Source organism: Nocardia lijiangensis NBRC 108240, assembly GCF_001613045.1.
Lineage (GTDB): Bacteria > Actinomycetota > Actinomycetes > Mycobacteriales > Mycobacteriaceae > Nocardia > Nocardia lijiangensis.
In genome coordinates this window covers 1-24,294 of the sequence record NZ_BDBP01000033.1, presented here as the reverse complement: position 1 = coordinate 24,294, position 24,294 = coordinate 1, and the positions used below count along the sequence as shown (strand labels likewise).

Sequence of the window (24,294 nt, the reverse complement as noted above, 5' to 3'; positions counted from 1 at the left end):
GCGGCGATCTGGGCCGCGGAGGCGCCGGATGGGACTTCGAGACAGGGCCTAGGTCCTCATGGTGGTGTCGCGTCGTCGGACGACGCGGAACCCCAATGCCGGGAAGCGCTGAGGGCCAGCCGAATTCTGCTGGCATCCCAGTCCGGTCGTGCCGTGTCACGGAAAACCGCGGCGCGGATCGGCTGCTCGCAGGCGGTGAGCAGCCGACGGACTCCCGGATCGTCGTTTGCCTGCAGGTAGAGCAGCCGCAAAAGCCAGAAGGGCAGCCGTTCCAAGCCAGCGCCGGAAACAGCGGACCGCAGTTCGGGCGCCCAGCCATGTGCTGTCGCCAACAGCACGTGGGCTTGATCGACCGGGTGGGAGAAACCCCGATGCCGCAAAGTGCCGTCGGCCCGCTCGCGTACGCCATCGCCCCAACCGGTTTGGTCGATCTCCGTGGCTACCCAGGCGAGAACAGTGCTGTGCGCGATATTCGGGCGAATCCTCGGCTCGCTGATCGGGTCGCGGGATACTCGGCCGCCCGGGGTGTGCCGTAGCGTCCACAACGCCCGCCCGACGTGCTGCCAGAACCGGCGTTCATCGAGCAGCACGGACCGCTGGACCGTTCGGTCGACGGTGTCACGCAGAATGCGCAAGGTTCGTGGGACCGCTTCGGGCCTCAGACGTTGCAGGATGTCGGTCAGCTGACACATGGTCGTCAGCGTGGCGGTCTCCGCGATGTCGGCGACATCGCTGGTGAGCAGGTCGTCGAGCAGCTGGTTCGCCGCGGCCGTGCGATCGAGCGCGCACAGTGTGCGGATCAAGCCCACGGTCGGTCCCAGATCGGTGACCCGCCCGTGCCGCACTCGACGCCCGATCAGACCGATATTCATTTGATCGATTCCTGCCGAACCCCAGCGAGGGTCCCAGATCTCCAGCATGCACACGAGCGCATCCGCTCGTCGTGGACTGGCGAACATCCTGATGGTCTGCACACGCGACCGGTAGGTTGCGGTGATCCACTTGGCCTGCCTCGTGCCGCGAGACAAGCCGGCCTGCGCGAAGTTGTATGCCGCGGTGGCCTGGTGGACCGGGTCCTGCAGATTCACCAGATCGCCGTCGAGTACGTACATCAAGTGGCTGTCCTCGGCGAGCTCGCCGAACACCGCGGTGCTGAGTTCCGGGTTCGTCTCGTGGATCGACCGGACAACGTAGGACGCGGTGACCGAGTCGTGCAATATCGCAGTACGCACCAAGGCCGCGAGGGCATCGATCCGGCGGTCACCGATCCGAAGACGACTGGGTGTCGCGCGGAGCCCCTCGACCACTTGGCGCGCGCCCGCGAGGTCGAGCGCGATCAGGTTGCTCAATCCCTGAGCGAATCGATCGGCTTTCCGTCCGTGTGCGAGACGTCGCGCCCAGACCTCCGCACCACCGCTGGCGTCGAAGATCGTTGCGCCCGCGTCCGGTACGTCAGCGTCCGCGAGTGTCTTCGCGACCTCGGCGCAGACCGCCAGCGCCGCAGTAGGGGCCGACTTGCTCAGCCCTTCCACGAAGGCGTGCAACTCCCACTGATCGCGGTACATCGTCGCGGCTTCGGGGTACAGGGCACGTCCGAGCCGGTGAAACATCACCCTGCCGTGCGCCGTGCTTGCGCGGAACATGTGCTGCACGATGAGTTCCGGTGGAATCTCCTCGCGAAGCTTGCGGAATGCCCGCTCACCGAGTTCCGCGTCGGCGGCCAGCAGCAGGGCGATCTCCGCGCCCCAATGCTTGCGACCGCGCCGGACCGCAAGAACGACTTGCTCGAGTACCAGATCCAGCACTTTGTCGCGATAGCTGGCCTCGACTTCCCAGAGTGCTTTGACCAGTTGATAACAGGCCGACATGCGTGGATCGCCGAGCATTTTCTTGACCGCGTCCACGCCGATCTCCTCGGCGAGATCGGTGGCGAAAGAGCTTCGCCAGGAATGGAACATGCCCCCGACCGAGTGTGTCGCGGAGAGCAGCAAGCCGGCGCTGAGAGCATCCCCGTTGCTCTTGATCCGAGTCGCGAAGGTTCGCACGAGCGTGGCATCGACCTCGTCGCCGAATCCGCACAAAATGCGTGCGGCGGTGAGGGATTGTGATCTCGCTATCGTCCGCAGCAGGGTCGCGGCTTCCATCGGTTCGGACCGGCGCATCAGAGCGCGGGCCCGGCCGAGGAAATCCGGCCAATTGCTCAGTAACCACGAGCAGAATGCCGGTTTGGGCATATAGGCACTGTTGAGCACCTCCGCCAGGCCCGCCGCGGTAGCGAACCGCATCGCCGCGGTCAGTGGCACCTCATACGTCTGAAAGAGGAGTTCCAATGCAGTGTCTTCGAACTCGTGGTGCAAGCTCATCGATTCGATGAGCACTCCGACGCCGTCCTGCTCGTGTGGATGGTGATCCAGCAGTTCCCGCACCGCGTATTCCTGGCTGACCGGGAAGTCCTGCATGTCTTGCGGCGATTTCCAGATCAGGCGGCGTTGCATGTGCTGCACTTTCCGCACGAGACGATAGCTGGTGACTTGGTCGACGCGGAGCCCGCCGAGTACGTCCAGAAACCGTTCGGCGAGCAGTGTTTTCACCGCTTCGCTATCGATGCGTTCCAGCTCGAGCAGCAGCGCGAACCGCTCCTCGGGGTAGCCGACCTGATCGGCGATGATTCGGTCGACAATAGTGACCAGCGATATGGCGAACTCGTCGGCGGCCTGGTCGGAAATGACGAAAGCGGTGTCCTGTACGGCGCGTACCAACGCGAGCAGCCGCGTCGGATGCCATACCGCCGACCTCGCATCGAGGCGATCCACCAACTTCTGCGCCATTGTTCGCGTCATCTGCTCGGGTAGCACGTCGACGAGTCCGAGCGTGCGCACCACGCTCATCAATGGCGCGGCGGAACACCATCCGGGGACGAGCTCATCGTCCTCGGCCCGCTGCAGCAGTTCCTCGCACACCGCGCGGTGATACAGCCGGGAGCCGATGAGCAGGCTCGCCGCCTCGCCGCTGTTGTCGCGCAACGCGGTGGCGAGCACCGGTGCGAGCAGTTCTGTGATGGTCTCATTGCGGCGCTTGACCGGGGAACCGGCCGGTGATGCCGAATTCGGTTGTGTGCTCTCGCGATACAGATCGATCAGTTGCAGACTGTCATCGGTTCCCGCCAAGCGGATCGTGGACTTCTCTGGATCCACGACGATGCCGAAGAGGGCGCGATCGTCGGCGCGATCGTCGGCGCCCAGTGCTCCGAGCTGCTCGGCAGGGGTGTCGCAGCGCATCAGGCTCATCGCGGCCGCACGCACGAGTGGCTCGCGCTCACTGTTCGCGAGCTCGGCGAAGCGCGCCGCCACTTGGGCGTCGGGTTGCTGTCGCGACATCACCTGCGTGATCCGGCGTAGATCGTCGCTACGGCCGAGCAGCGCACGAGCCGCCTCCGCGTCGAGGGAGGCATCGGATCTCGCGAGGTCGTCCACGAACTGGCGGCGAGCCGCCTGGCCGACGACCGACGTGACCGTGAACAATCCTTTTGTCTGCCAGTCGATCTGGGAATCCTCGCTGTCCTGCAGGACGGCGAGAACGGAGACTTTCAGCTCTCGGACAACGTGTTCGAACACCTCGTCGGCGTTGTCCGCGCCGATCGGTTGGAGGTTTTCGAAGACGAGCACAGGGGTGTCGGTCAGGTTCTCGAGCATGCCGAGTGCATGCGCGCCGATCGTGGCGGCTTCGAACTGGTCGGGAAGTTCGTGGTTTTCGACGTGCTCGATCACCTGCACCACCCGAGGATGGCGCTTCCGTGTCGACAAGAGCGTCGCAAGCCTGCGTACCGCGGTGCTCTTGCCGCTTCCCGGTGTGCCGCCGAGGACTGCGACGGTCGGTCCCTGGCTTTCGTTGAAATGCCGTGCGAGCCTGAGGCTCTGGGTGGTGTCGAGATCGGCGATCGGCGGATGACCGGGCGTCACGCGCCAGTCGATCACCCGCCAACCGGCGGCGGCGAACTCGTGGGCGTGGCGTTCGCGAATCCAGCGCGCCCAGTCCGCACCCCAGACCGCCGCCGCTGCGGAGGCGAGGGTGAGGGGGCCGTTCGGTGCGTCCTCCGTGCCGTCGGGATGGAACACGCGCCATCCGGTTTCGGTCGGAGCGAGCAGCGACCTTCCCAACGCCTTGGCGGCTCGCTTGCGAGTGACCAGCGCATGACCGACCAGGGGGTGGCACGATTCGGCGATGATCTCGCCCGCGCTGAGCAGTTGCGGGCTGCCGAGCCCCGTCATCGTGCCGAGGTGCCACAGCGCGACCGGGAGCGTGATGGCCGGGGCGGCGAAGGGCACATCCGGCGGCCAGCACACAGCTCGCGGCCGGTCCGATTCGGCAGGCCAAGCGGCGGGCCAGACCGAAGGAAAATCGCCCAATGTGGCACGCAGAGCGGCCTTCACCGCTTGGTCCGAGGACTCCGGCAGCCGCTGCACCCAGGCTTCATCGGCTTCGGTGTGCATTGCCAGCAGGACGCACCGGCCATCGGGCTGCTCGGCGAGGATTTCCGGGCCGTCGCCGCGCAGCGGCACCGCACCCGCCGTGGCCGTCGTCTGCATCCGATCGGCGAGGTCCCACAGATCGAGCAGCACGTCATCGGACAACGCGTCGACTCCGGGCACATCCGAAATGCGTTCGACTTCCACCGCGTCCGCGGCCATGCGACTCCAGGCCAGTGGCTCGCCCGCGGAATCCGGGTCGGCGCAGGCGTCGTCGAGCACACGCCGGACGACGGTGGCGAAGTCGGCGACGGCGGGCCACGCCAGGTCGGCCGGTACCTCTCGGGCGACAATCGCGCGAACGAGGACCAGACCGGCCACGAGCCTGTCGCGCGTGATCCGGAACTCGGTCGAGAGTTCGGGTTTGGATGCGGTCACGGTTTCACCTCGCGGATCCTTCGATGCCGACGTTCTTGTCGGCAGGTGGGTCGACGTCCCCCCAGTGCAACGCCAAGGTCAGCAATCCGGACGGCCGAGCCACCAGGATGTCGCCCGACGCCAGCACCGCCAGCCCGATGGGAGGTTCATCGAGCGGCACGTCGAGCACCCGCTGAGATCCGTAGAGGCGATGAACCTGCAGCCACCCGCGACCCCCGGTCGGCCCTCCTCCCACCACGGCCACGTGGGAATCGGTCGCGGCGGCGCGGATATTCGGCGCGCGTTGCCCACGGAGGCGCTCGCTGTCGTCATCGACTCCGCGCAGGTGCAATTCGCCACCGACATCGACGATCAATGCGACGTCGCCCGCCGGCGAGGTCGCGGCGAACAGCGGTGGGGAAGACACCGGGAAATGGGCGACTTGGAACTCCGCCAGCGGGCCCAGCCGCAACCTTCGGACGCGGCCGGTACTCGTCACCAACCACGCGAAGGGATCGTCCGCCGATCCGGCCACCAGAATCGAGTGCAGGTCGGACTCGAGTGTGGCAGCACGCCGGACGTGCAGGCCCCCGGCGATGTCGCTGTTCCACACCTGGCTGCCCGATCCGACGAGAACCTGCCCGCTCTGGTGCAGAGCAACGTGCAATTCACCCGGTTGCGGTGCGGCCGAGGTGCGCGGGACGAGATCGGGCCTGCGCACCGGCTCCTCCTCGGAGTCGCACGGAACGGACCACACGTCGCCCTCCCACGTGGAGACGAGTGCGATCGTGCTGTCGGCGAGCCGCGATGTGCTGAGAGCGCACGGCACACCGGGCACCCGGACCTGTGAGCGCAGGGAACGGCCGTTCGCCGAGTTCCAGAATTCGAGGATGTCGTTGTCATCGAGGGTGATCGCGATCGCGCCGGTGGCGTCGGTGGTCAACCGGGCGAATCGACCGGTGCGCGCCCGGGCGGGGTGGACCCAACCCAGGTCGTGTGCGGGCCGATGCCGGGTTCGCACTGCGGTCGCGACCGCGGCCAGACCGAAGCGGTGGGCCGCGATTTCGAGCAGCAACGCGCGATCGGCGGGGCTGCCCTCCACCGGAACTGCGCGAGCCAGCAGCGACCGGCGGGTGCGATCCCCGCTGTCGGTCAGCTGACGCACAGCGGCCGACACCAAACCGGCGGGCGCGTCGAGCAAGAAGCTCGGATCGTCGAGCAGCCGGCCGCTACCGGTTTGCAGTGCCAGACCCCAAGCGACGAGCCGCAGTACGGACGGGTCGACGGCGTCCCATTCGACTCGGGACGGGTCGGTGAGCTGCGGGAGCAGCGCGAGGAAATGCTCGGCTGGTTTCATATCCGCCGATCGGCGCTGCCGATCCGTCGAGCGGTACGGATGGAATGTGGTACGCCAGCGGTCCGTACCGTCGGTCCCCTTCTCGCATTTCACGTAGCGACCGAGCCGCGTGGCGGCAACGGTCACGGCGTCGACGGTGATCGGCGAGCCGGACGACTTCGATGCCACGGCCGCCCATTCGCGGGCCGGAACGGCGATCGACTCGTCGAAAGAGCACAGCGCGCCGAGTGCATCGACCACCACGCCCGCGTTTTCCGCGAGCTCGGGATACAAGATCTTCCGGCAGATCTTGCGCGCGGCGTCCGTAGCCGCCCGCTTCGCGATGCGTTCGGCCGACGGGCGAGATGGCCCCGCCATGGCCTCGGCATAGGCGTCACAACCCGCGACGGCGACGGCGAAACCGGGCCCCCGCCTCTCGGCGTTCGCAACCAGGCTGCGCAACGTCGATTCGGATTCGTCTCGGTGTACGAGACGGAGCCGGTGGGCAAGGTAGTCGCGAACATCCGCATCGATGTCGGCCTCCGACTCGTCGAGATCGATCACCCGGTGCGCATGTCCGAGGAGTGTCGACTGCGGCGGCAAGCCGGCTGCCAGGCGAACGCCCGGCAAGGTCGCGAGTGCGAAGATGTCGTCCCAGGATTCGCCGTCGTCCTCGACCAGGTGATCGAGGACGACGGCTGTCGGTTCCGCGAGGTCGCGCAGGGCCGATTCGACTTCCGCAAACGAAGTGCCCGGCAGATCGAGCTGTCTGGCCAGTTGCCGGACAACAGAATTCCGGGTTCCCCTGCCGACGATGAGCCGGGTGGGCAGCGCGGGCCAACGCAAGCGCGCTTCGGTGGTGAGTGCCGCCGACCCCACGGCGGTCAGGACGAGGTTTCCGAGCAGCGCGCTCTTTCCCGAACCGACGGCACCGGTCACGACGACCGATGCCTCGGTGTTCTCGCCGGTGATGTGCTCACGCAAGATACGCAGTTCCCGTGCACGTCCGGTGAAGAAGTAGCCGGGCTCGTCCGCGGCCGAGACCCCGCGCGCCGCGGCCGCCCAGTCGTCGGAAATGGGCAGTTCGACTGGCAATGACGAGGATTGGTGACAGGGGTTCGGCAGCACGCGGCATCCGGTCGAGGAATGAGCCGCAACGACCCATACCCGTTGACGTCCGAGGGCGCTGCCGATCTCCTTCACCAGGTCGGCCGGTTCGAAATATTGGACCGACCAGGTGGGCCGCGAGTTTCGTTGCAGGGCAGCCGCGAAAGCCACGGCGAAGGTTCGCTGAGCGGCGGTCTCGAGACGTCGGCTCGACGCTATCGCCCAGAATTCCTTTCCCGATGAGTTGGTCAGCGGTTCACGCGCACTCCTCAGCGCATCGTCGACACCTTGTCCGGCATTGCAGGTATCGAGAATGAGCACGACTTGGCGCAGGGTTTGTCGCCCGGCCACCGCGATGAGCAGTTCCTCCGGCGAGAACAGGTCATCGGACTCGACCAGACGAAAACGGGTCCGGTCCTCGATCACACCGTGGCCGGTGCAATAGATCAGCAGGTATTCGTCGTGATCCGCACCGGCGGCTCCCTGCGACGCCCACTCCCGTAGTTCACGTTTGAGGTCGCTGTGGCTGCGTTCTTCCGCGGTGAACGGAGCCACCTCCGTCAGACCGATCTTGGTCAATGCCTTTCGCATGGTGCGGATTTCGTCGGTGACCCCGTCGAGATCCTCCGCTTCGGCGTAGGTGCGTACGCCCGAGAGACAGAAAAGCTGGCGTGTACTCATCCCAGCATCTCGTCGATCGCGCGGGCGGTGTTGACATTCTTCAGGTAGCTGACCGCCGCGTGGGCGGTGCGCCGTTCGTTGGTGCAGGGTCGATCGACGATATCGGGATGGTAGAGCGGCGAAAGTTTCTTGACCATGGCGACGGCATCATGGCCCGCGGCGATATTCGTCCATGCGCGGACTTCGCCCGGCCATCGCGAGCGGTCCTGCGGCTGGTGGCGTCGCCGGCGAATCGCTTCGAAACCCAGGGGTGACCCCACGGTGATCAAGGCGGGCGGATTCTCGATTCGATTGCGTTGCAACCAATCGTAGGCGACCACGCTGCCCAGCGAATGCCCGATGACCAGCCGGGGCGATCGGGCCATCGCCCGCGAGAACTCCTCCTGCACCCGAGCGTGGAACTCGGCATCGTGAAGATAGCGATTGACTTGCTTGACGAATGAGATCAGCGCCGAATCGACACCCTCGAACAATCTGCTTTCCTGTACCGCTACCAGCGCCTTCTGAAGGGCGGCCGGAAGGTAGAGTTTCTTTCCCGCGGTGCTCACTTCGGGGAGTCCGGCTGCGATCGCCACGACAAGTTCTTCTTCGAAGCCGGGCTCCAGATCTATTGCGGCGTAATTCGATTCACCCACGGATTTCCCGTCGTTGTACTCGTGGCCGTAGAAGGCGCATTCGAGGGTCAGGGAATCGGCGTGGACACTTCGGACATCGCGTAGTCCTTCGACGATCGCGGGCAGCCATGCGTCGTGCATGGCGGTGCGGGACGAGCGATGCTGTTGTATGCCGTGAACAGCGACTATGTCGACCATGATTCTCCTTGGTGCGCACGAAATACGCTCGGTACGAGCGTGTCCGAACAGGTTGCGTCCGCGGCGTCGAACGGGGGCCTGCGTACCTTCCTCGCCGATCCTCGGCTCACCATCGGCTGCGCGGGTACGGCGCTTGGAGCGGCGGCGCCCATAGCGCGACAGCTACACAAGACCGTTTCGCAATACCGTTGTGAATGATCTGCTGGATTCGCTGTAACCACGCCGCGGTGTGGACATGCGATACACCGGTGGGCGAGGCTGCGTCAGGCGGCAGAGGAATCATCATCGATAACCCTTTACGGCAGTGTATTTGCCAGAGGGGAGCCCCGAATCCCCTGTACTGGAAGATATTTACCACAGAAGTCCCCCGGAGATGAGTGCTTTGGTCGAGTTCGAGCGGAGTGCTACCGGTGCTAACCGCACAACGAGATCTCGGCTGCGGGTCCCTGCCTTCGACGGGCTGAGCATCCGAGGCGCAACCTTGGCTGCAGCCGCTGCCGAGCGGGAACTCTCCGTCTGGCTCTGGGCAAGCGGCGTGGCATGCCGAGGGAGGCGGGGTGTTCGTTGTCGGCCGCCTGTGCACCTGTCTCTGTGAGTCTGCGACCCTGCCTACCGCAGCCATGGAGTCGAAAGACGATTCGGCGTGGTCACCGCCGGAATCGGCCCGGAACGGGAATGATGGGGAACCGTGCCCGAGAATCCGAAGGTCTCCGATCTCAAGCCGCGCAGCCGTGACGTCACCGACGGCCTGGAGAGGGCCGCCGCGCGCGGGATGCTGCGTGCGGTCGGCATGGGTGATGACGACTGGGAGAAGCCCCAGATCGGGGTGGCCTCCTCGTGGAACGAGATCACGCCGTGCAATCTGTCGCTCGACCGGCTCGCCAGGGGGTGCAAGGACGGCGTCTTCTCAGGCGGCGGCTTCCCCATGCAGTTCGGCACCATCTCGGTGTCCGACGGCATCTCGATGGGACACGAGGGAATGCACTTCTCCCTGGTGTCGCGCGAGGTGATCGCCGACAGCGTCGAGACCGTGATGCAGGCCGAGCGGCTCGACGGCTCGGTGCTGCTGGCCGGGTGCGACAAATCGCTGCCAGGGATGCTGATGGCGGCGGCCCGGCTGAACCTGGCGAGTGTGTTCCTGTACGCGGGTTCGATCCTGCCGGGAATCGCGAAACTCTCCGACGGCAGCGAGCGCGAGGTGACGATCATCGACGCGTTCGAGGCGGTCGGCGCCTGCGCGCGCGGGCTGATGAGCCGCGACGACGTCGACGCCATCGAGCGGGCCATCTGCCCAGGCGAGGGCGCCTGCGGCGGCATGTACACGGCCAACACCATGGCCAGTGCGGCCGAGGCGCTGGGGATGTCGCTGCCCGGCAGCGCCGCGCCGCCCGCGACCGACCGCCGCCGCGACGGTTACGCCCGGCGCAGCGGCGAGGCGGTCGTCGAGCTGATCCGGCGGGGGATCACCGCCTCCGACATCCTCACCAAGCCCGCCTTCGAGAACGCGATCGCGGTCGTCATGGCCTTCGGCGGCTCCACCAATGCCGTGCTGCACCTGCTGGCCATCGCGCACGAGGCGAACGTCGACTTGACGCTGGACGATTTCGCCCGCATCGGTCGCCGGGTGCCGCACCTGGCGGACGTCAAACCCTTCGGCAAGCACGTGATGACCGACGTGGACCGGATCGGCGGCGTGCCGGTGATGATGAAGGCGTTGCTCGACGCCGGGCTGCTGAACGGCGACTGCCTGACGGTGACCGGACGGACGGTGGCGGAGAACCTGGCCGAGATCATCCCGCCGGATCCCGACGGCAAGGTGATCAGGGCGATGGCCTCGCCGATCCATCCCACCGGCGGCATCACCATCCTCACCGGTACCCTCGCGCCCGAGGGCGCCGTGGTCAAGTCGGCGGGCTTCGATTCCGACGTATTCACCGGCACCGCACGGGTTTTCGACCGCGAGCGAGCCGCGATGGACGCCCTGGAGGACGGCACGATCACGGCGGGTGACGTGGTGGTCATCCGGTACGAGGGCCCGAAGGGCGGTCCGGGGATGCGCGAGATGCTGGCCATCACCGCCGCCATCAAGGGCGCGGGCCTCGGCAAGGATGTGCTGCTGCTGACCGACGGACGGTTCTCGGGCGGCACTACGGGTCTGTGCGTCGGACATGTCGCACCGGAAGCCGTCGACGGCGGCCCGATCGCGTTCGTGCGCGACGGCGATCCCATCCGCCTCGACGTGGCGTCGGGCACCCTCGACCTGCAGGTCGACGCGGACGAACTCGCCCGCCGCCGCGAGGGCTGGAAGCCGCTGCCGCCCCGCTATACCCGCGGTGTGCTGGCGAAGTACACGAAGCTGGTCGGCTCGGCGTCGATCGGCGCGGTCTGCGACTGACGGCAGCACGCCGGGCGCGCGGACATCCTGCGCGAGACCCTCGACGGGCAGAAGTCGAGCTGAGCGGCTCCGATCCGGTGAGTCGGCCCGCGGCCACCCTCGCGCTCCACCACGGCAGTTACCAGGGCAGCGCGCTAGCTGCTCATGTGGTGCTGCCTGGCGAGGGACTCGATCAGTTCGAGCGGTGTGGGCAGCGGGATCACGCCTTCCTCGGCGGGGGCGCTGAGGCGTGATTCTGCGACCCGCTCGTGGAGATGTTCCATCCGCATGTCGAGGCGGTTCGCGGCGTCCGCGGCGTCGGTCAGCTCGGCGAGCAATTCGGCCGGGATGTCGCCGCCGTACTTGTAGTAGATCTTGTGCTCGAGGCTGGCCCAGAAGTCCATGGCGATGGTGCGGATCTGCAGTTCGGCGGGCACGTGTTCGACGCGGTCGCTCATGAACACCGGCAGCTCGAGCAGAATGTGCAGGCTCTTGTAGCCGTTGGGCTTCGGGTTGGCGATGTAGTCGCGCACCTCGGTGACGGTGACGTCGGACTGGCTGGTGAGCATGTCCGCGATCCGATAGGTGTCCTGGATGAAGCTGCAGGTGATGCGCACCCCGGCGATGTCGACGATGTTCTTCCTGATGTCGTGCAGCGTGACCGGGATGTTCTTGCGCTGCAGCTTGTGCAGGATGCTTTCCGGGGACTTCAGCCGCGAGCGAACATGCTCGATCGGGCTGTACTTGTGGATGTAGGTGAATTCGTCCTTCAAGATGTTGATCTTGGTCATCAGCTCGGAGGTGACGAACTGGTAGGACATCATGAAGCGGGCGAATTCGGTGCGAAAGTGAGCCAGGTCGTCGTCACGCACGGTGTTCGGTGAATCCATTCCATTCGCATTCTGCCGATTCGAATCTGCCCTCTCTTGACAGTCTGCCACCGTGGGCTGAGATGCTGCTGAGTCGCCTGCCGCGACGCCGCGCGGTAGCCGACGGCTCAGGCGGCGGTGCCGTCCCTGGGTGGCGCGTCGAGCAACGGGAGCGGGCGTGCGCAGATCTCGCGGGCTTCCTCGGCGGACAGGCCGAACATCCGGAGCAGGTCCTCGGTCACCTGGTCGGCGGCCTCGGCGTCGTCGCGTTCGGGGCGATCGTGGAGCAGTTGGCCGAGGCACAGGGCGGCGCCTGTCACGATGGTCATGGCCAGTTCCGGGTCGCTGATGTGGAAGCGGCCCGCGTGGACGGCCGCTTCGATGTCGCGACGAGCCCGCGGTGCGAGTCCCTTGCTGGAGCTCGCGAGGTTGAGTCCGTCGTTGAGCAGGACCTTGCTGAGGGTGGGATTGCGCCGGTGCAGGCGGCCGGTGAGGCGGAAGCTCTGCGCGAACACCTGGGCCGGGTCGTCCACGTCCTCGCACAGCACGTCGAGCAGCGCGCCGTGCTGGTCGAGCGCTTCCTCGACGGCGGCTCGGTACAGCTCTTCCCTGCTCTGGAAGTGGTTGTAGAACGACCCCATGCCGACGTCGGCCGCCTGGGTGATCTCGAGGATCGGCACGTTCAGCCGTCCCTCCGCCAGCAATGACTGCGCCGCGCACACGAGCGCCGCGCGGGTTCGTGCCTTGCGGCGCTCCAGGCGGTTGGGTTCCGAGCCGGTCTGCGCGGTCATCGCTGATCACCTCTCCCTGAGTTCTTCGCACGCCATCGTAGCGCCCCGGTCAGTATTGACGAATTTGTCAGAACCTCTTGACTGACTACTTGTTCGTGAGTGACGATATCGTCAGTAATTGGAAGGAGTGGTCGATGAGCGGCCATCACGATGTGCACAGCGGTCTGCACAGCGAGCGCGGCGCGTTGGCGGGCGAGCATCCGGGCCGGGCGCGCAATCCGGTGGTGAAGGTGCTCGATCTGGCGTGGCTGGAGTTCGCCAAGCCCGATCTGGAGCGTGCCGAAGCCTTCGCGCACGCTTTCGGTTTCACCACGGCGCACCGCACGGCCGACGAGGTGCACTTGCGCGGATCCGATCCCGGCTCGCCGTGTGTGCTCATCCGCCGCGGTGCGCGGTCACGGTTCGCCGGCCCGGCCTTCCTGGCCGCCGATTCCGCCGACCTGCTGCGGTTGGCGGCCGCCACGGATGCGCGGGTAGCGCCGCTGCCGGAGTCGATCGGCGGGCTCGGCGTCGATCTGATCGATCCGAGCGGGCTGCGGGTGCGGGTGGTCGCCGAGACCCACGAACTGCCTGCACTACAGCCGCAGCAACCGCATGTGCTCAACCTCGGACACGAGGTGGTGCGCGTGAACGGCACGCAGCGACCGCCGCGGGTGCCCGCGCGGGTGCAGCGGCTCGGGCACGTCGTCGTGCAGACCACCAGGTACCGGGAAACGCTGGACTGGTATCTGCGGAACCTGGGCATGATCGTCAGCGACTTCCTCTATTACCCGGGCCAGCGCGGGCGCGGGCCGGTGATGAGCTTCATCCGCTGCGACCGTGGCGTGACTCCGGCCGATCACCACACGCTCGCGCTGACGCTGGGGCCGTCCAACCGGTATCTGCACTCGGCGTATCAGGTCGCCGATCTGGACGCGCTCGCCGCGGGCGGCGAATACCTGCGCGAGCGCGGCTACCGGCGGTCGTGGGGGATCGGCCGCCATATCCAGGGCAGTCAGATCTTCGACTACTGGCGCGATCCGGACGGTTTCATGGTCGAGCATTTCAGCGACGGCGACATGTTCGACGGCTCGGTCGAGCCGGGCTGGGCCCCGATGAGCGCCACGGGTCTTGCGCAGTGGGGTCCGCCCGCCACCAAGGACTTCCTCGGCATCACTCCCGGAGCCGAATCGCTTCGGGAAGTGCGCGCGATCGTCGATTCGCTGCGCGAGGACAACGAATTCGATCTCCGCCGCCTGCGCGGCCTGTTGAAAGTAGCCAATTCATGACCCTTTCCGTTCTTCGCACCGCCGACGCCTGGTGGGTGCAGACGCCCACCGGCGCGGCCCGCATCGATACCGCCGCGACGACCACGGGGGAGCTGCTCGCCGACCGTGACGCGATCGCCGCGGCCGCAACCGGCACGGAGGTCGTTGCGGTGGAGAGTCTTTCGTTGATCTCGCCGGTGACCGCGCCGTGCCGGGTGGTCGCGCAGATGACCAACTTCGCCTCGCACGTGAAGGACTCGGGCATGGATCCGGAGACCGTGCCGCTGACGTTCTTCCGCAAGAGCTCCGGTTCGATCAGCGGCCCCCACGACAATGTCGTCCGGCCCGCCCATGTGCGCTTGCTCGACTACGAAGTGGAGATCGGGCTCGTCTTCGACCGCGAAATGCCGGTCGGCTCGGAGATCACCGCGGACAACCTCTCCGGCTACATCGCGGGACTCGTGGTCACGAACGACATCTCCGCCCGCGATGTCCAGTTGCCGAAAACCCAGTTCTACGAGGCGAAGTCGTATCCGACGTTCACCCCGGTCGGACCGGCGCTGGTGCTGCTGGACGCCGACGAGCTGAAGCGGTTCACCGATCTGCGGCTGCGACTGTGGGTCAACGGCGTAGTGCGGCAGGACATGACGGTCGCCGACATGATCTATCGTCCGGTCGAGACCCTGCGCACGCTGACGCGTTTCCAGCGGATGGACGCCGGGGATCTGCTGCTGACCGGGACGCCGATCGGCACGGCGCTGAGCGCGCCGCCCAAGCCGGTGCAGTTCGTCGCCAACCTCCTGCCGCCCGCGGTCAAGTGGAAGATGTTCTTCCAGGGTCAGGCCAAGAATCCGAAGTACCTGAAGGACAGCGACGTGGTCGAGGCCGCGATCGGCACCGACGACGGCGCCATCGACTTGGGCCGCCAGCGCACCGTGGTGAGGTACGCCCGGTGACCGAGACGACGCTCGAGGCCGAAGACCTGCTCTGGCCCCGCTACGCCGGTCCCGAGGACTTGGCGGCTATCGAATCCGTGCCCCTGGACGCGCGCGGCCTGCCCGAATCGACCTACGCCCTGCTCGTCCGGGCCGCGACGCGGTGGCCGGAACGCAACGCGCTCACGGTGCTGCCCGAGGCTGCGCGCTGGCGAGAACCGTTGCAGCGCTCCTACGCCGAATTACTCGCCGATGTCCACCGGTACGCGAACCTCCTGCGCGAACTCGGCGTGCGCCGCGGCGACGCCGTCGCGCTCATCGCGCCCAATTGCGCCGAGCTGATCCCCGCCACCCTCGCCGCGCAGCTGGCGGGCATCGCCGCGCCGATCAACGGCGGACTCTCGCGTGCGCACATCGCCGAACTGCTGCGCCGCTCCGGTGCCAGGGTGGTGATCTCCGCCGGTCCCGAACTCGCCGCCGACACCTGGGCGTCGACGGGTGAGCTGGCCGCTGCCGGACTGGTGGACGCGGTGCTGGCGCTGCGCCCGACCGCCGCCACGGAGCTGCCGCAGGCGCTGCCCGCGATCGACGGGGTTCGGATCGGCTACCTCGATACCCTTGCACGCGAACAGGATTCGTCGCGATTCCGCGGAGTGCCGCCCGCTGCCTCGGATCTGGCCGCGCTGTTCCACACCGGAGGCACCACCGGTGTGCCGAAGCTGGCCGCGCACCGGCACTCCGGCGAGGTCGCCAACGCGTGGATGATCGCCGCCAACTCGCTGCTCGATCAGGACGCGGTCGTCTTCGCCGCGCTACCGCTGTTCCACGTCAACGCCCTCGTCGTCACCCTGCTCGCGCCGATGTTCCGCGGTCAATCGGTGGTGTGGGCGGGACCGCTCGGCTATCGGGACTTCGCCCTGTACGCGCAGTTCTGGAACATCGTGGCGCACTACGAGATCGCCGCGATGAGCGCCGTGCCGACCGTGTACGCCGTGCTCGCGCAGTGCCCGATCGACGCCGACATCTCCAGCCTGCGCTACGCGCTGGTCGGCGCGTCGCCGTTGCCGCGCGCGGTGTGCGAGAACTTCCAGGCGCACACCGGCGTGACCCTGGTGGAGGGCTACGGCCTCACCGAAGCGACCTGTGCGACTGCTCGCAGCTTCCCGGAGCGGCCTCGACCCGGCGCGGTAGGGCAACGCATGCCGTACCAGCATGTCGAGGTCGTCCGCAGTAACGGGGACGGGAAGTGGGAGAAGCTGCCCGCCGGGCAGATCGGCGTGCTGATCATCAGCGGCCCAACGGTTTTCGCCGGTTACGTGACCGGTCGCGACGACCGCGGCCATACACTCGACGGGCTGGGCACACTGGTCGGGGGCTGGCTGGACACCGGCGATCTCGCCCACATCGACGAGGACGGCTTCCTCCACCTGCACGGCCGCGCCAAGGATCTCATCATCCGCGGCGGCCACAACATCGACCCAGCGACCATCGAAGACGCCCTGCTGACGCACCCGCGGGTCGGCGCCGCCGGTGCGGTCGGGCGCCCGGACGTGCACGCCGGTGAGGTGCCCGTCGCCTATGTCGTGCTCACGGCAGGCACGGACGTCACCGAATCGGAGCTGGTGGAGTGGGCCGCCGACCGGGTGCACGAGCGCGCCGCCGCACCCAAGACGGTCACCGTCCTCGACGCGCTCCCGGTCACCGACGTCGGCAAGCCCTACAAGCTCGGCCTGCGCGCCGACGCCACCCGCCGCGAACTGCTCGAGGCGCTCGCCGAGACCGCCGGAGTACGCGCCATCACGGCCGCGGTCGAGGACGGCGCGATCGTCGCGACGGTCGAACTCGACCCCTCCTCCGACAAACGGGAGGTCGAAACCATTCTCGGTCGCTACGCGATCGCCTGGAAAGTTATGGAGTTGCAATGACAATCGTGTCGAACGTGCTGGCAGGTCTGCTGGCGGCGGAGTTCCTGTCCTTCGGAGCGGCCAAGCTGCTGGCGCTCGCCCCGATGCGTCAACGCGCCGAGCATCTCGGCTATACGACCACCGCCTACCGGGGTATCGGTGCACTCGAAATCGTCGCGGCCGGTGGCGTGCTGCTCGGTTTCGTGCTCCCGCCGATCGGCATTGCGGCAGGAACGGGGCTGACGCTGCTGATGTGCGGCGCCGTGGTCACCCATCTCCGCAACGGCGACGGCATCCCCGACATCGCGCCCGCGGCCGTGACCGCCCTCGCCGCCGCCGGCTACGTGGTGACCCTGTCCGGAGTTCTTCCGTGACCATGCGCACGATTCCGGTCGTGCTCGTCGGAGCGGGCCCGGCCGGACTCACCGCGGCCACCTTGCTGGCGCAATACGGGATCGAGTCCCTGATTCTGGAACGGTGGGAGGGCGTCTATCCGCAGCCGCGCGCGGTCCACCTCGACGGCGAAATCCGCCGGATCGTCGAGCGGCTCGGCGTCGGCGACGAGTTCGACGCGATCTCCCGCCCGGCACTGGGTTTGCGGCTGATCGATCCCGATCGGCGGGTGCTTGCGCAATTCGATCGCGATCCGGACGGTGATCGCAACGGGCACCCTGAGGCGAACCTGTTCGACCAGCCGGAACTGGAAGCGATTCTGCGCGCCAACCTGAGCCGCTACCCGTCGGTGACACTGCGTGGCGGCGCGGAAGTCACCGCCGTGACCATCGAGAGTGATTGCGTCCGGGTGGATTTCGCCGACCGGGCGACCGGGCGAGACGAGTCCGTGCGCGCCGGGTACCTGCTGGGCTGCGATGGAGCCAACAGTCTCGTCCGCGACGAGATCGGCGCGCGGATGCAGGATCTGCGATTCGCGCAGCGCTGGCTGGTCGTGGATATCGCCACGACCGCCGACCTCGGGCACTGGGAGGGCGTCCACCAGGTCTGCGACCCGAAGCGCGCCGCCACCTACATGCGTATCGGAAAAACCCGCTACCGGTGGGAATTCCGGCTTCTCCCCGGCGAAACCGCCGCGGACTTCCGCGACCTGCCGCAGCTGCGACCGCTGATCGCACCGTGGCTCGACACGGCCGCGTTCGAGCGCCTCGAGCTGGTGCGGGTCGCCGAATACACCTTCCGCGCCCAGCTCGCCGACCGCTGGCGCAAGGGGCCGGTATTCCTGCTCGGCGATGCCGCCCACCTGACGCCGCCGTTCATCGGCCAAGGCATGGGCGCGGGCCTGCGCGACGCCGCGAATCTCACCTGGAAGCTGGCCGGGGTACTGCGCGGCGAGCTCGCCGGCAGCGTGCTCGACACCTACGAGACCGAGCGAAAACCGCACGCGCGGGCCATGATCCGGCTGGCCAAGCTCACCGGCGCGACCATGACCCAGGGCGGCGAGTTCGGCAACCACCTGCGCGGTCTGATCGCACCGCGGTTGGCTCGGGTGCCCGGCTTCGCCCGCATGCTCACCAGCGGTGAATCCCCGCCGCTGCGCCGCTCCGACCTGGTCATCGCACCGTTGCTGCGCCGCGGTCTGGCCGGTCGGCTGACCCCGAACGATCGACTGTCCGACGGGCGGCCGGTCGACGACATCGTTGCGGGACGGTTCGCGATCATCACCGCACTCGACCCGCCTGAGGCGGAGCGGACGCGGATCGCGCAACGCGGCGGAGTCGTGCTTCCCGCGGCGCCGGGGACGGCCCTGCACCGCTGGCTTCGCCGCGGTCACGCGTCCGCGGCCCTGGTCCGGCCCGACGGAACCGTGCAGCGCTGCGGAACGAACCTGTCCGCGCTGTGTGCGGCCGTGCCGCGGTTCGCGCCCGGCGATCGAGGCTGAGCGCGCGGGCCGACCGCGCCGCACGAATGATTGCTGACCATTACTACGTTTTTGACGAAATCATCACTTACCGTGTTATCGTGCGGATGGCGCCGTGCCGCTCCGTCGATTGGTGACTCGGTGAGAGGATCCGCATGTCTCGGTATCTGTTCGCGCTCGGGCAGGTCGTAGTCCGTCGCCGCTGGTGGGTGCTGGCGATCTGGATCGTGCTGCTGGCCGGCGCGGTCGGCTTCGCCGCCGGAACCGGTGGCAAGACGACCGACAATTTCACGGTCCCGGGTACCGAATCGCAGGAAGCCGTGTCGTTGCTGCAGCAGCGCATACCCGCCTTCAGTGGCGCGCAGATGCAGGTGGTCTTCGCGACGCCCGGGATGGCCAAGGTGACCGACCAGCAGGTCGCCGGTCAGATCGAGCAGGTGATGGCCGGGTTGCGTGGGCTGCCGCAGGTCGCGGCGGTCGTCGACCCGTTCCAGGCCAAGGCGGTGTCGCCGGATCAGCGCGTCGCGCTGGGCAGAGTGCAGTTCTCGGTGTCCGCGGGGGAGGTCGGTGAGGAGACCCTCGACGGGGTGACCCACGTCGCGGACCCCGCGCGGGAGGCGGGACTCGACGTGGAGTTCTCCGGCGCGGTCTATCCCGGCTTCACGGCCGAAATCCCGCATACGCCGGAGCTTCTCGGCGTTGTCGCGGCATTGATCATCTTGCTGATCACCTTCGGTGCCGCGGTCGCGGCGGGCCTGCCCATCGTCACCGCGTTGGTGGGCGTCGGTATCGGGCTCACCGGAATCCTCGGGGTCGCCGCCTACGTCGACGTGCCGTCGGCGGCGACGTCGCTGGCTTTGATGCTCGGCCTGTCCTGCGGCATCGACTACGCGCTGTTCGTCCTGTCGCGGCACCGGCACCACATCGTGCTGGGAATGGCCGCGGCGGAATCCATTCCACTCGCGGTCGGCACCGCGGGCAGTTCGGTGGTGTTCGCGGCGATCACCGTGATCATCGCGCTGTGCGGACTCGCGGTGGCGAACATCCCGTTCCTCACCGTCATGGGCCTGACCGCGGCGGGCGCGGTGCTGGTGGCCATGCTCGTCGCGCTGACGCTGCTGCCCGCCCTGCTGGCCTTCGCCGGTGACACTGTCGCCCGGTTCATCTCGCCACCGCTGCACCCGGGGCGGCCGGAGGAGGTGGCGCGCATCGCCGCCTACGAGCCCGAGCGCACGTTCGGGCACACGTGGGGACGATTCGTCACGAGATTCCGTATCCCGCTGCTGATCCTGGGCGTCGCGCTGCTCGCGATGCTGGCGCTCCCGGTCACGCGCATGGAACTCGGATTGCCCAGTGGCGCAACGCAGCCGGACTCCAGCACTGCCCACAAGGCCTACGAGCTGGTCGACAAGTCGTTCGGACCCGGCTTCAACGGACCGCTGCTCGTGGTGACCGACCTGTCGCGGGCCACCGGCCCGGACGCGGCGCAAACCCTCATGGGCAGGCTCCAGCAGGAACCCGGCGTCGCCGCGGTGCAGCCCGCGGGCACCGGGGACGGACTGCTGCTGATCCAGGTCTTCCCCCGGACCGGGCCGGACGACCCCGCGACGGCCGACCTGGTGAACCGGCTGCGCGCCGACCGCGACCGCCTCGAAAGCGGCACCGGGGCAACGTATCTGGTCGGCGGCACCACGGCCGCCAATATCGACACCTCGGACCGGCTCGCCGAGGCGCTGCCGATCTTCCTCGCGGTCGTCGTCGGCCTGGCGCTGGTGTTGCTGACGATCGCGTTCCGCACGATCCTGGTCCCGCTGTCCTCGATCGCCGGATTCATCCTTTCGGTCTTCGCCGCCCTCGGCGCACAGGTCGCGGTGTTCCAATGGGGCTGGGGCGCCGAACTTTTCGACGTCACCAAGGCGCAGACGCTGAGCTTCCTGCCGATCATCACCCTCGCCATCATCTTCGGTCTGTCCAGCGACTACCAGATCTTCGTCGTCTCCCGGATCAAGGAGGAACACACCCGCACCGCGGACGCGGTCACCTCGGTGCAGAACGGCGTCGCCCACTCCGCGCGCGTCGTGACCGCCGCCGCGCTGATCATGTTCGCCGTCTTCGTCGCCTTCACCACCGTCGACAACCCGATCGTCAAACCGCTGGCGTTCACCCTTGCCGTCGGCGTTCTGCTCGACGCCTTCGTCGTCCGGCTGACCTTGGTGCCCGCCATCATGGCGCTCGTCGGCAACCGCATGTGGTACCACCCGCGATGGTTCGCCCGCTACGTTCCCGACCTCGACATCGAAGGCGCCGAACTCGAACATCGGCTCGCTCCCCGCACCGAATCCGCGGCGTCATCCGTGCGATAGCGCCGCTCGCGCATGTCCGCCACGGGCGAGCCGGAATTTGCCACACATTCGCTGATTGTGGAGCGATACCCTTGAGCGGGGAGGATGGCGAAAGGAGCTACTGTGGGGCGACCGAGAAGTACGGCCACATCGCGCGCAGCCCGCCGTGTGATCGCCCGAGGCTGATCCCGAGCTAGGCGATGTACGAGCCGATCGACCTGGTCGATTCAGCCGAACGTACCCGCACCGCGCTGGCCACCGCCGTGGCGCGGTTTTCCGAGGCCTGGGCATCCGGGTCCCCGCCCGACCTGTCGGCGTACCTGCCGCGGGAACCGTGGGCGCGGCGCACCGTGCTGATCGAACTGATCAAGATCGACCTCGAATACCGCTGGCTGCGTCATCACTTTCCCAAGCGACTGATCGACTACCGCGCGGAATTCACCGAGCTGCGCGAGGGTCCGCTCCCGGCCGAACTCGTCTACGAGGAACTTCACGCCGTGCGCCGCGGTGTGCACACCGCCGACGCTCCCGCCGCCCTCGCCGAGGTCACCGGCGCGGCCGAGGATCCCGAGCTCAGCAGCGACTATCGCAGCACGATGATCGCTCGTCCAGGTGCGCAAGTGCTGCTCGACGCCATCGATGTCGGCGACCGTATCGATGATTTCGACCTGCTGATGCGGATCGGCGCGGGCGCCTTCGCCCAGGTGTACCTCGCCCGGCAACAATCCATGCAGCGACTTGTCGCGGTCAAGATCTCCCACAACCACGGCATCGAGCCGCAGACCCTCGCCCAACTGGACCACGAATACATCGTGCGCATCTTCGACCAGCGACTCATCGCCGACGGCGAGCTGAAGCTGCTCTACATGCAGTATCTACCGGGCGGAACGCTGCTCGACGTGCTGCGCTTGCGGCGCTCGACGCCCGAGGGACAGCACACCGGGCAGCTGCTGCTCGACGCGGTCGACGACGTGCTTGCCGACAAGGGCGAGGTGCGGCCCGCCGATTCGGCTGTTCGCGAACGGACCGCCGCGCTGACCTGGCCGGAGACCGTCGCCTGGCTGGGCCGCCGGCTCGCGGACGCGTTGCAGCACGCGTCCGAGCGCGGGGTGCTGCATCGCGACATCAAACCCGCGAACGTCCTGCTCAGTGCCGAAGGCATCCCGAAGCTGGCCGATTTCAACGTCAGCTTCAGCACACGCGTCAAGGGCGCGAGTCCGCTGGCGTACTTCGGCGGATCGCTGTCGTACATGTCGCCCGAACAGCTCGAGGCCTGTCACCCGGAGCTGCCCGCGACCGCCGCTGACCTCGACACCCGAAGCGACATCTTCGCGCTGGCCGTCATGCTGTGGGAACTGCTGACCGGACGGCGTCCCTTCGAGGACGAAACATCCGCGGGCGAGTCGGAGACGTCGCTGGCCCGCATGCTCGAACTGCGGCGCAGGCCGATCGACTCGAAGTTCCTGTCCGATCTACCGCCGGACTGCCCCGCGGCCCTGCGTCAAGTGCTGCTGAAGTGCCTGTCGCCCGACCGCGCGGACCGCTATTCGTGCGGTTCGGAATTGGCCCAGCAGCTCGACCTGTGCCTCGAGGCGCGGGCCCGCGACCTCGTCTATCCGCCGCCGGACAGCTGGCGGGCGCGCCTCTCGCGGTGGCCGACCCCGATCCTGTGGTTGTCCTCGCTGGTCGGAATCGGCCTGGCTACGGGCTACCTGGCCACACACGCCCAGAACCTGATCAGAGAGCGCGTGCCCGACGCCATCAACTCGCAGATCGACAGGGGCGTGATCGCGTGCATCCTCGCTGTCTTGCCGTTGGCCGTCGTCATCTACGTGTACATATCGCGTGACTTGCTTGCGGTCTTGCGCGGCTTGCGCGAGGGCAGGCGCTATGACGAGTCGACGCTCGCGCGGATGCGATCGCGAACACTGCTGTGGGGCGATCTGTGTGCGCTGAACACCCTTCTCGGCGCGCTCATCGCCACCGTGACGGGCGTGCTGTTGCTGCGCTGGCTCACCGACCTGCCGTTGCGGCTACAGATCCACGCGGCGATGACCGTGCTGGTGGCGGGCACCATCTCCGTCGCCTACACGTTCTTCCTCTCCACCTTCTATGTCGTTCGCTGCGTCTATCCCATCTATCTGCGCCACGGCCGCGCCACGGAGCGCGACTCGGCCGATCTGCACTGGCTGCGTCGAAGAACCACGGTCTATCTCGCGGTCTCCGCGTCGGTGCCGGTGATCGGGGTGCTTGCGGGATTCAGCGCCCTCGAATCGGACGAGCTTGCGCTCGTACGCGATTCGGTGCTCGGCTTGTGCGCGGGCGCGGGCCTCGCCTTCGTCGCCGCGTACTGGCTGTTCAGGAAGCTCGACGCCGACCTGCGCGCGCTGGATCGGGTGATCGCCGTTCCTGCCCTTGGCGACCGCTCCGAGCGCCCGAGGCGCCGCAGAACCGCCGGTCCGGCCGGACCGGGGAAGTGATCGCGCGTCAGTGAGCCGCGCCCGCCGGACCGTCGGCGGGCGTGCCCGGGATCGGGATATCGAGGATGGAGAGGAACGCGGCCGCCGCCGGCGTGCGGCCGCAGCGGTTCCAGACGACGTACTCGACACGGGCGGGCGCGTCGTCGACCTCGATGGTGACCACGCCGGTGAGCTGCGGGGCGTAGGCGGCGGGGAGCATGGCCACGCAGAGGTTCTGGCCGACGAGTCGCGTGATGTAGTCCGCGGTGGTCACTTCGAACGCGACGTCGCGGTCGAGACCGGCGGCCGTGAAGGCTTGGTCGGATTGGACGCGTCCTGCGGTTCCGGCCGGCAGGTCGACGAAGACCTCGGACGCGAGCCTGCGCAGGTCGACCGTCGATTCCCCGGCGAGCGGATGGTCCGGCGCGACCACGGCGACGAGCCGGTCACGGGCGAGTTCGTGGGCGGCGACCCCGCGGGGTCGCGCGGTGGTCGGCAGCCCGAGGAACGCCACGTCGATGGCTCCCCGCTCGACCTGCTCGACGAGATCCTCGCTCGCGCCCACCCGCAGGCCGATGCGCACGTGCGGGTAGCGCGCGCGGAAAACCCGCAGCGCGCCGGGCACATCGACCGCGGCGACCGTGGGGATGAGGCCGACGGCAAGCCGTCCGCGGACCTCGC

Annotated in this window: 14 protein-coding genes; 8 read left to right on the top strand and 6 right to left on the bottom strand. The window is 67.6% G+C overall.

Annotation, left to right across the window (positions count from 1 at the left end; all coding sequences use genetic code 11):
• Positions 1–56: 56 nt before the first annotated feature.
• From NL1_RS13270 to NL1_RS13260, 3 genes are read right to left on the bottom strand one after another with little or no spacing between them, the layout of a single operon-like run.
• On the bottom strand, positions 57–4,904 hold the full coding sequence (locus NL1_RS13270; protein ID WP_067838722.1) for a hypothetical protein: 4,848 nt from the start codon (positions 4,902–4,904) through the stop codon (positions 57–59).
• A gap of 4 nt (positions 4,905–4,908) precedes the next feature.
• Positions 4,909–8,007: an ATP-binding protein gene (locus tag NL1_RS13265; protein ID WP_067838720.1), complete on the bottom strand. Its 3,099-nt coding sequence runs from the start codon at positions 8,005–8,007 to the stop codon at positions 4,909–4,911.
• Positions 8,004–8,819, bottom strand: coding sequence for an alpha/beta hydrolase family protein (locus NL1_RS13260; RefSeq protein ID WP_156094827.1), 816 nt, complete (start codon positions 8,817–8,819; stop codon positions 8,004–8,006). The genes NL1_RS13265 and NL1_RS13260 overlap by 4 nt, the downstream gene beginning before the upstream one ends.
• 688 nt (positions 8,820–9,507) lie before the next feature.
• Between NL1_RS13260 and ilvD the strand changes: the two genes are divergently transcribed.
• Complete coding sequence (gene ilvD / locus NL1_RS13255) at positions 9,508–11,214, top strand: dihydroxy-acid dehydratase (RefSeq protein WP_067838716.1); 1,707 nt, start codon at positions 9,508–9,510, stop codon at positions 11,212–11,214.
• A gap of 134 nt (positions 11,215–11,348) precedes the next feature.
• Here ilvD and NL1_RS13250 read toward each other — a convergent pair whose 3' ends face one another.
• Both NL1_RS13250 and NL1_RS13245 read right to left on the bottom strand, forming a co-directional pair.
• Complete coding sequence (locus NL1_RS13250; RefSeq protein WP_067838714.1) at positions 11,349–12,083, bottom strand: GTP pyrophosphokinase; 735 nt, start codon at positions 12,081–12,083, stop codon at positions 11,349–11,351.
• A 107-nt stretch (positions 12,084–12,190) separates the two neighbouring features.
• Positions 12,191–12,853 (bottom strand): TetR/AcrR family transcriptional regulator, encoded by a 663-nt coding sequence (locus tag NL1_RS13245; protein ID WP_067838712.1) that lies wholly within the window; start codon positions 12,851–12,853, stop codon positions 12,191–12,193.
• Between the two features lie 134 nt (positions 12,854–12,987).
• Between NL1_RS13245 and NL1_RS13240 the strand changes: the two genes are divergently transcribed.
• The 7 genes from NL1_RS13240 to NL1_RS13210 all read left to right on the top strand — a co-directional run bounded on the left by NL1_RS13240 (position 12,988) and on the right by NL1_RS13210 (position 23,634).
• A complete protein-coding gene (locus tag NL1_RS13240) occupies positions 12,988–14,121 on the top strand; it encodes a VOC family protein (protein WP_067838709.1) in 1,134 nt (377 codons plus the stop codon).
• Entirely contained in the window at positions 14,118–15,056 is a 939-nt protein-coding gene (locus NL1_RS13235; protein WP_067838706.1) for a fumarylacetoacetate hydrolase family protein, read from the top strand. The genes NL1_RS13240 and NL1_RS13235 overlap by 4 nt, the downstream gene beginning before the upstream one ends.
• Positions 15,053–16,960 carry an acyl-CoA synthetase gene (locus tag NL1_RS13230; protein ID WP_067838703.1) on the top strand — a complete coding sequence of 636 codons (1,908 nt, stop codon included), beginning with the start codon at positions 15,053–15,055 and terminating at the stop codon, positions 16,958–16,960. The genes NL1_RS13235 and NL1_RS13230 overlap by 4 nt, the downstream gene beginning before the upstream one ends.
• Positions 16,957–17,313, top strand: coding sequence for a DoxX family protein (locus NL1_RS13225; protein ID WP_067838700.1), 357 nt, complete (start codon positions 16,957–16,959; stop codon positions 17,311–17,313). The genes NL1_RS13230 and NL1_RS13225 overlap by 4 nt, the downstream gene beginning before the upstream one ends.
• The gene (gene mhpA / locus NL1_RS13220) at positions 17,310–18,833 is read left to right on the top strand and encodes a bifunctional 3-(3-hydroxy-phenyl)propionate/3-hydroxycinnamic acid hydroxylase MhpA (protein ID WP_067838697.1); all 1,524 of its coding nucleotides are present in this window, start codon (positions 17,310–17,312) and stop codon (positions 18,831–18,833) included. The genes NL1_RS13225 and mhpA overlap by 4 nt, the downstream gene beginning before the upstream one ends.
• Positions 18,834–18,967: 134 nt before the next feature.
• Positions 18,968–21,175, top strand: coding sequence for an MMPL family transporter (locus tag NL1_RS13215; protein ID WP_067838694.1), 2,208 nt, complete (start codon positions 18,968–18,970; stop codon positions 21,173–21,175).
• Between the two features lie 179 nt (positions 21,176–21,354).
• Entirely contained in the window at positions 21,355–23,634 is a 2,280-nt protein-coding gene (locus NL1_RS13210) for a serine/threonine-protein kinase (RefSeq protein ID WP_084510553.1), read from the top strand.
• A gap of 7 nt (positions 23,635–23,641) precedes the next feature.
• Here the strand turns inward: NL1_RS13210 and NL1_RS13205 are convergent.
• Positions 23,642–24,294, bottom strand: a 653-nt coding sequence (locus NL1_RS13205) for a LysR substrate-binding domain-containing protein (protein WP_067838692.1), incomplete at its 5' end; no start/stop codon positions are given.

Bases quoted from the DNA above. Each gene is read 5' to 3' on its own strand.
- NL1_RS13210 (WP_084510553.1), top strand. From the start codon at position 21,355: ATGTACGAGCCGATCGACCTGGTCGATTCAGCCGAACGTACCCGCACC.
- NL1_RS13265 (WP_067838720.1), bottom strand. From the start codon at position 8,007: ATGAGTACACGCCAGCTTTTCTGTCTCTCGGGCGTACGCACCTACGCC.
- NL1_RS13245 (WP_067838712.1), bottom strand. From the start codon at position 12,853: ATGACCGCGCAGACCGGCTCGGAACCCAACCGCCTGGAGCGCCGCAAG.
- NL1_RS13225 (WP_067838700.1), top strand. From the start codon at position 16,957: ATGACAATCGTGTCGAACGTGCTGGCAGGTCTGCTGGCGGCGGAGTTC.
- NL1_RS13260 (WP_156094827.1), bottom strand. From the start codon at position 8,819: ATGGTCGACATAGTCGCTGTTCACGGCATACAACAGCATCGCTCGTCC.
- NL1_RS13215 (WP_067838694.1), top strand. From the start codon at position 18,968: ATGTCTCGGTATCTGTTCGCGCTCGGGCAGGTCGTAGTCCGTCGCCGC.
- NL1_RS13250 (WP_067838714.1), bottom strand. From the start codon at position 12,083: ATGGATTCACCGAACACCGTGCGTGACGACGACCTGGCTCACTTTCGC.
- NL1_RS13240 (WP_067838709.1), top strand. From the start codon at position 12,988: ATGAGCGGCCATCACGATGTGCACAGCGGTCTGCACAGCGAGCGCGGC.
- NL1_RS13235 (WP_067838706.1), top strand. From the start codon at position 14,118: ATGACCCTTTCCGTTCTTCGCACCGCCGACGCCTGGTGGGTGCAGACG.